The sequence below is a fragment of the Arenimonas sp. genome (assembly GCF_019459675.1).
GTDB lineage: Bacteria > Pseudomonadota > Gammaproteobacteria > Xanthomonadales > Xanthomonadaceae > Arenimonas.
Genome location: NZ_JAIBFH010000004.1, coordinates 1 through 6648, shown reverse-complemented (window position 1 = coordinate 6648; position 6648 = coordinate 1). Strand labels below are relative to the sequence as shown.

At 68.9% G+C, this 6648-nt stretch carries 4 protein-coding genes and 2 pseudogenes; 5 read left to right on the top strand and 1 reads right to left on the bottom strand.

The genetic code is table 11. The annotated features are described in order from the left end of the window. Nucleotides 1-123 precede the first annotated feature (123 nt). A complete protein-coding gene (gene rpsB / locus K0M70_RS00105; RefSeq protein WP_290777636.1) occupies nucleotides 124-978 on the bottom strand; it encodes a 30S ribosomal protein S2 in 855 nt (284 codons plus the stop codon). 268 nt (nucleotides 979-1246) lie between these two features. Here rpsB and map point away from each other — a divergent pair, with 268 nt between their 5' ends. The 5 genes and pseudogenes from map to dapE all read left to right on the top strand — a co-directional run. Further along, nucleotides 1247-2020: a type I methionyl aminopeptidase gene (map, locus tag K0M70_RS00100; RefSeq protein WP_290777634.1), complete on the top strand. Its 774-nt coding sequence runs from the start codon at nucleotides 1247-1249 to the stop codon at nucleotides 2018-2020. 13 nt (nucleotides 2021-2033) lie between these two features. Then, nucleotides 2034-4586: pseudogene (gene glnD, locus K0M70_RS00095) on the top strand ([protein-PII] uridylyltransferase); the annotation flags it as partial. Nucleotides 4587-4596: 10 nt separating this feature from the next. Beyond that, nucleotides 4597-5511 (top strand): annotated as a pseudogene (gene dapD, locus K0M70_RS00090) (2,3,4,5-tetrahydropyridine-2,6-dicarboxylate N-succinyltransferase). Beyond that, nucleotides 5508-5870: an arsenate reductase gene (locus tag K0M70_RS00085; RefSeq protein ID WP_290777628.1), complete on the top strand. Its 363-nt coding sequence runs from the start codon at nucleotides 5508-5510 to the stop codon at nucleotides 5868-5870. The pseudogene dapD and the gene K0M70_RS00085 overlap by 4 nt, the downstream one beginning before the upstream one ends. Next, the coding region (gene dapE / locus K0M70_RS00080; RefSeq protein WP_290777625.1) for a succinyl-diaminopimelate desuccinylase at nucleotides 5867-6648 on the top strand (782 nt) is incomplete at its 3' end. The genes K0M70_RS00085 and dapE, both read left to right, overlap by 4 nt.

Here is a 6648-nt window from a genome sequence, read left to right as displayed (position 1 = left end):
TTTTTTTTTTTTTTTTTTTTTTTTTTTTATATTTTTTTTGGGTGTGGGGTTGGGTGTTGTTTTTCCCGTGTTTTTTTGGGGGGGGGGGCTGGGGGGGGGGGGGGCCCTGCACGCCGCGGTGACTCAGCGGGCGTCGCGCTTGTCGCCACCCGGGCCGCCCGGGCCACGACGGGCCGGACGCTTGTCGTCGCGCGGGGCGGCGCGGCGCGGGGCCGGCTTGGTGTCGGCCTTGGCGACCGGGTTGCCTTCGGCGTCCAGCTCGACGAAGTCGTCGGCGGCAACGTGGGCCTGCGGCGAAGCGGCCTTGCCTTCCAGCACGGCGTCAGCGGCGGCGTGCACGTACAGCTGCACGGCGCGGATGGCGTCGTCGTTGCCCGGGATGGCGTAGTCCACCAGGTTGGGGTCGTAGTTGGTGTCGACCACGGCGATCACCGGGATGCCGAGCTTCTTGGCTTCCTGCACGGCGATGTTCTCGTGGCCGATGTCGATCACGAACAGGGCGTCGGGCAGGCGGTTCATTTCCTTGATGCCGCCCAGCGAAGCCGACAGCTTGTCGCGCTCGCGGCGCAGGCCCAGCACTTCGTGCTTCACCAGCTTCTCGAACGTGCCGTCGGTTTCAGCGGCCTCGAGCTCCTTCAGGCGGGCAACCGACTTCTTCACCGTGGCGAAGTTGGTCAGCGTGCCGCCCAGCCAGCGCATGCTCATGTAGGGCTGGCCGCAGCGGGTGGCTTCTTCCTTCACCGCGTCGCGGGCCGAACGCTTGGTGCCCACGAACAGGATGGTGCCGCGCTTCTGGGCGATGGCCGAGATGAAGTTCATCGCATCGGTGAAGAGCGGAAGGGTCTTCTCGAGGTTGATGATGTGGATCTTGCCGCGGGCGCCGAAGATGTACGGGCCCATCTTGGGGTTCCAGTAGCGGGTCTGGTGGCCGAAGTGAACGCCGGCTTCCAGCATCTGGCGCATGGTGACCTGGGTCATCTGGGTAATTCCTTGAAAAGGGAGCCGGCCGCACACTGGCGGCTTCGGAGCTCCGGGGTTGGGCCTCCACCTGGCCGCCGCCTCGAACCTCTGGTCCAATGGACCTCGGGCACCCCGGGGCGGGGTAAAGCCAGGTGTGTGAATTCACCGGTGACGCCCGGCGTGGGCGGGATGGTCCGGACGCCCCGAGGTTACGGGAAGGCCGGATCAAGCCGCGGGAGTATAGCCCGCTGGCCCAATCAGCCGCAACTGAGGGATAATCCGGACCATGATCACCATCAAGTCACCCCAGGACATCGAGTGCATGCGCGTGGCGGGCCGCCTGGCCGCCGAGGTTCTTCAGGTCGTGGCCCCGCACGTCAAACCGGGCGTCACCACGGCCGAGCTGGACCGGGTCTGCCACGACCACATCGTCCAGGTCCAGAAGGCCATCCCGGCCAACGTGGGCTACAAGGGCTTCCCGGCCACCATCTGCGCGTCGGTGAACAACGTCATCTGCCACGGCATCCCGTCCGAATCCAAGGTGCTCAAGGACGGCGACATCGTCAACATCGACGTCACCGTGATCAAGGACGGCTGGCACGGCGACACCAGCCGCATGTACCTGGTGGGCGAGCCCAGCGTCAAGGCCAAGCGCCTGGTGGACGTGACCCGCGAGGCCATGTTCCGCGGCATCCGCGTCGTGAAGCCGGGTGCCACGCTGGGCGACATCGGCCACGCCATCCAGAAATACGCCGAGGCCGAACGCTTCACCGTGGTGCGCGAATACTGCGGCCACGGTATCGGCCGCATCTACCACGAAGATCCGCAGGTGCTGCATTACGGCCAGCCGATGTCGGGCGTGGTGCTGCAGAAAGGCATGGTGTTCACCATCGAGCCGATGATCAACGAAGGCTCCCGCCATTCCAAGCTGCTCAACGACGGCTGGACCGTGGTGACGCGCGACAAGTCCCTGTCCGCGCAGTGGGAGCACACGGTGGCGGTGACCGACGACGGCGTCGAAATCCTCACCCGCCTGCCCGGCGACGACAACGACCTGTGACCGGGGCCGGGCCGTGAGCGCCGTGCCCCCATCCCCCGGGCTGACGCTGGCGACCGACCTCGCGCAAGCCGCCGACGACGCCGGCTGGATCGACGCCGCCAAGGCCGGCCTGGCCGAGCGCCGGGCCGAACTGCGCCGCCGTTTCGAGGCCGGCGAAGCCATCGACCGCCTGGTGTCGCTGTGCTGCGCAGCCAGCGATGCGGTGGTCTGCTCGGCCTGGTCAAGAAGCCTGCCCGCCGACGCGCCGCTGCAGCTGATCGCCACCGGCGGCTACGGCCGCGCCGAGCTGTATCCGCACTCCGACATCGACCTGCTGGTGCTGGGCGAGCCCGCCGACCAGCAGGCCTGCGCGGCCTCGATCGGCCGCTTCTTTTCGCTGCTGTGGGACGCCGGCCTGGCCCCGGGGCAGGCGGTGCGCTCGATCGCCCAGTGCGTGGAAGTGGCCGGCGAAGACATCACCGTGCTGAGCTCGCTGATGGAATGCCGGATGCTGGCCGGCGACCCGGGCGCCGCCGGCCGGCTGGCCGCCGCGCTGGCGCCGCCGAAGATTTGGCCGCCTGCCGCCTATTTCGACGCCAAGCGCGCCGAGCAGACCCAGCGCCACGCCCGGTTCCACGACACCGCGCACAACCTCGAACCCAACATCAAGGAAGGCCCCGGCGGGCTGCGCGACCTGCAGACCGTGACGTGGATGGGCATGCGCCTGTACGGCGTCCCCGGCCTGCGCGCCTTGGTGCCGCTGGGGCTGCTGGGTGAGGACGAGTGCGCCAGCCTGGAGCGCGAGTGGCGGCAGCTGGCGCGGCTGCGTTTTGGCCTGCACCTGCTGGCCAGCCGGCGCGAGGAGCGGCTGGGCTTCGACTACCAGAAGACGCTGGCCGCCATGCTGGGCCTGACCGACGAGCACCGCGACAACCTTGCGGTGGAACAGATGATGCAGGGCTTCTTCCGCAGCGCCGCCACCGTGATGCGGATCAACGACCGCCTGCTGCAGCGCTTCGAAGAACAGCTTTCAGGCGAGGAAGCCGCGGTACCGGTGTCCGAGGGTTACGAGCTGCGCCACGGTTATCTGGCCATGGTCCGGCCCGAGCGCCTGGGCGAAGGCCTGGCGCCGGCGCTGGAGCTGTTCGCGGTCTGGGACGCGCTGCCCGACGCGCGCGGCCTGCATTCGGAAACCGCGCGCGCGCTCGGTGAATCCCTGGGCAGCATCGCCCCGTGCACCGAGCAGCCGCCGCAGGTGCGCGCGCGTTTCATGGCCCTGCTCGACTCACGCCGCGCCGTCGCCACGCTCACGCGCATGGCGCGGTTGGGCGTGCTGGCGCGCTACCTGCCGGCCTTCGGCAAGGTGTCGGGGCGCATGCAGTACGACCTGTTCCATGTCTACACGGTGGACCAGCACACGCTGACGGTGCTGGCGCACATGGACGGCTTCGCGCGCCGCGTGGACGAACGCTTCGCGATCGCCCACGAAGTGCTGCCGCGCCTGCGCAAGCCACACCTGCTGCTGCTGGCGGGGCTGTTCCACGACATCGCCAAGGGCCGCGGCGGCGACCACTCCGAGCTGGGCGCGGCGGACGCCCGCGAGTTCGCCCAGGTGCACGCCATGCCGGCGGCCGACGGCGACCTGCTGGCCTGGCTGGTCGAGAACCACCTGCTGATGTCGGTGACGGCGCAGCGCCAGGACATCTCCGACCCGGCCGTGGTGGCGCGCTTCGCCGACCGCGTGGCCGATCGCGAACATCTGGACTACCTCTACCTGCTGACCTGCGCCGACATCGCCGGCACCAGCCCCAAACTCTGGAATGCCTGGAAGGACCGGCTGCTGGCCGACCTGTACTCGGCCACGCGCTTCGCGCTGCGCCGGGGCCTGGAGAACCCGGTGCACGCCAACGAGATCATCGCTGAAACCCGCGCCGTGGCCATGGAGCGACTGCTGGGCGAGGGCCTGGACCAGGCCGAGGTGGAGCGGATCTGGGCGGCGTACCCGGACGTGGGCTTCCTGCGCTACCGACCCGAGCAGATTGCCTGGCAGACCCGGGGCATCGCCGAGTCGGGCGGCAGCGAAAGCCTGGTGCTGGTGCGGCCGCACGTGCAGGACAGCGGCCTGGAGGTGTTCGTGCGCACGCCCGACCGCGACGGCCTGTTCGCCGCGCTGGTGGCCACGCTCGACCGGCTGGGCATGAACGTGCTGGACGCGCGCGTGCTGAGCTCCCACGACGGCTACGCGCTCGACAACTTCCAGTTGATTGCCCCGCAAGGCGTGGCGCCCGAGCCCGGCGTGGTGGTGGCGGCGCTCAAGGCTGCGCTTCGCGATCCGGGCAAGGTGAAGCCGGTGCGCCGCGCCGCGCCGCGCCAGCTCAGGCATTTCCGGGTGCCGGCGCGCGTGGGCTTCGACCAGGTGGCCGAAGGCAGCCGCACTCGCATGAGCCTGGTCTGCACCGACCAGCCCGGCCTGCTGGCCGGCGTGGCCCAGGTGCTGCGCCAGCACCGGCTGCGCGTGCACGACGCCCGCATCGCCACGTTTGGCGAGAAGGTGGAAGACTTTTTCCTGATCACGGACGAGCGCAATCGCGCTATCGATGACCAGGCCCTGTTGGACAAGCTGAGCCAGGCCATCGTGGCCTGCGTCGACGGAGAGACGGACCATGGCAAGAAAGAAGCCCGCCACTGAGCAGCTGCAGGCGATCATCGAAGACGCGTTCGAACGCCGCGCCACGCTCAGCGCCGCCGAGATAGACGGGTCGACGCGGCCGGCCGTGGAGGACGTGATCGCGCTGCTGGAGTCGGGCAAGGTGCGCGTGGCCGAGCCGGTGAAGGGTGGCTGGCAGGTCAACCAGTGGCTGAAGAAGGCCGTGCTGCTTTACTTCCGCGTCAACGACATGCAGCTGGTGGAAAGCTACCCGGCGCCGTTCTGGGACAAGGTGCCGCAGCGCTTCCAGGGCTTCGACGAAGCCGATTTCCGTGAAGTGGGCGCGCGCGTGGTGCCCGGCGCGATCATCCGCGCCGGTGCCCACATCGGCAAGGACGTGGTGCTGATGCCCAGCTTCGTCAACATCGGCGCCTACGTGGGCGCGGGCACCATGGTGGACACCTGGGCCACCGTGGGCAGCTGCGCGCAGATCGGCAAGAACTGCCATCTGTCGGGCGGCGCCGGCATCGGCGGCGTGCTCGAGCCGCTGCAGGCCAGCCCGACCATCATTGAAGACGACTGCTTCATCGGCGCCCGCGCCGAAGTGGTGGAAGGCGTGGTGGTGGAGAAGGGCAGCGTGATCGGCATGGGCGTATTCATCGGCCAGAGCACGCGCATCTACAACCGCGCCACCGGCGAGATATCGCACGGCCGCGTGCCGGCGGGAAGCGTGGTGGTGTCCGGATCGCTGCCTTCGGCCGACGGCAAGTACTCGCTGTACTGCGCGGTGATCGTCAAGCAGGTGGACGCCAAGACGCGCGCCAAGACGTCGGTGAACGAGCTGCTGCGGGGCGCGCTGGAGTGAGCGCCACCGTTTACGGCCTGGACAACTGCGATACCTGCAAGAAGGCCCGCAACTGGCTGGCGCGCTTTGGCATCGAGCACGCGTTCGTGGACTACCGCGCCCAGCGCGTGCCGCCCGAAACCCTCAAGGCCTGGGCGGCGCAGCTGGGCGGCTGGGACAAGTTGATCAACCGGGCGTCCACCACCTGGCGGCAGCTGCCCGAGACCCGCAAGTCGCCGGCCACCGACCCCGAATGGACCCTGCTGCTCAAGGAACACCCGGCGCTGGTGAAGCGGCCGGTGCTGGTGACCCAGGACGGCGCGGTGAGCGTCGGATTCACCGACAATGGCTTCAAACTGCGCTTCGGACTACAGAAATGACCGACCTGCTCGACCTTGCGCGTGACCTGATCGGGCGTGCTTCGGTAACGCCCGAAGACGCCGGCTGCCAGGCGCTGCTGTCCGAACGGCTGGCGCGCGCCGGCTTCGCGTGTCGCCAGATCGACTACGGCGTGGTCAAGAACCTGTGGGCCACGCACGGCGAGGGCGGGGACGTATTGTGTTTCCTGGGCCACACCGACGTGGTGCCGCCGGGCCCGCGCGAGGCCTGGCACAGCGACCCGTTCGAACCCACGGTGCGCGACGGCTACCTGTACGGCCGCGGCGCCGCCGACATGAAAAGCAGCGTGGCGGCCTTCGTCCTGGCGCTTGAACAGTTCGTGGCCCTGCATCCGCAGCACCCCGGCACCGTGGCGCTGCTGCTGACGTCGGACGAGGAGGGCGACGCCATCGACGGCGTGCGCCGCGTGGCCGAGCACTTCCGCGCCACGGGCCAGCGCATCGATTTCTGCGTCACCGGCGAGCCGTCTTCGAAGGAAGCCCTGGGCGACCTGCTGCGCGTGGGTCGCCGCGGCACGCTGTCGGGCAACCTGACGGTGCGCGGCATCCAGGGCCACGTGGCCTACCCGGAGAAGGCCCGCAACCCCATCCACCAGGTGATGCCGGCGCTGGCCGAACTGACGGCGCGCACCTGGGACGAAGGCTACCCGGAGTTCCCGGCGTCCAGCCTGCAGGTGTCCAACATCCACGCCGGCACGGGCGCCAACAACGTCATCCCCGGCCACTGCGAGGTGGTGTTCAACTTCCGCTACAACCCGGG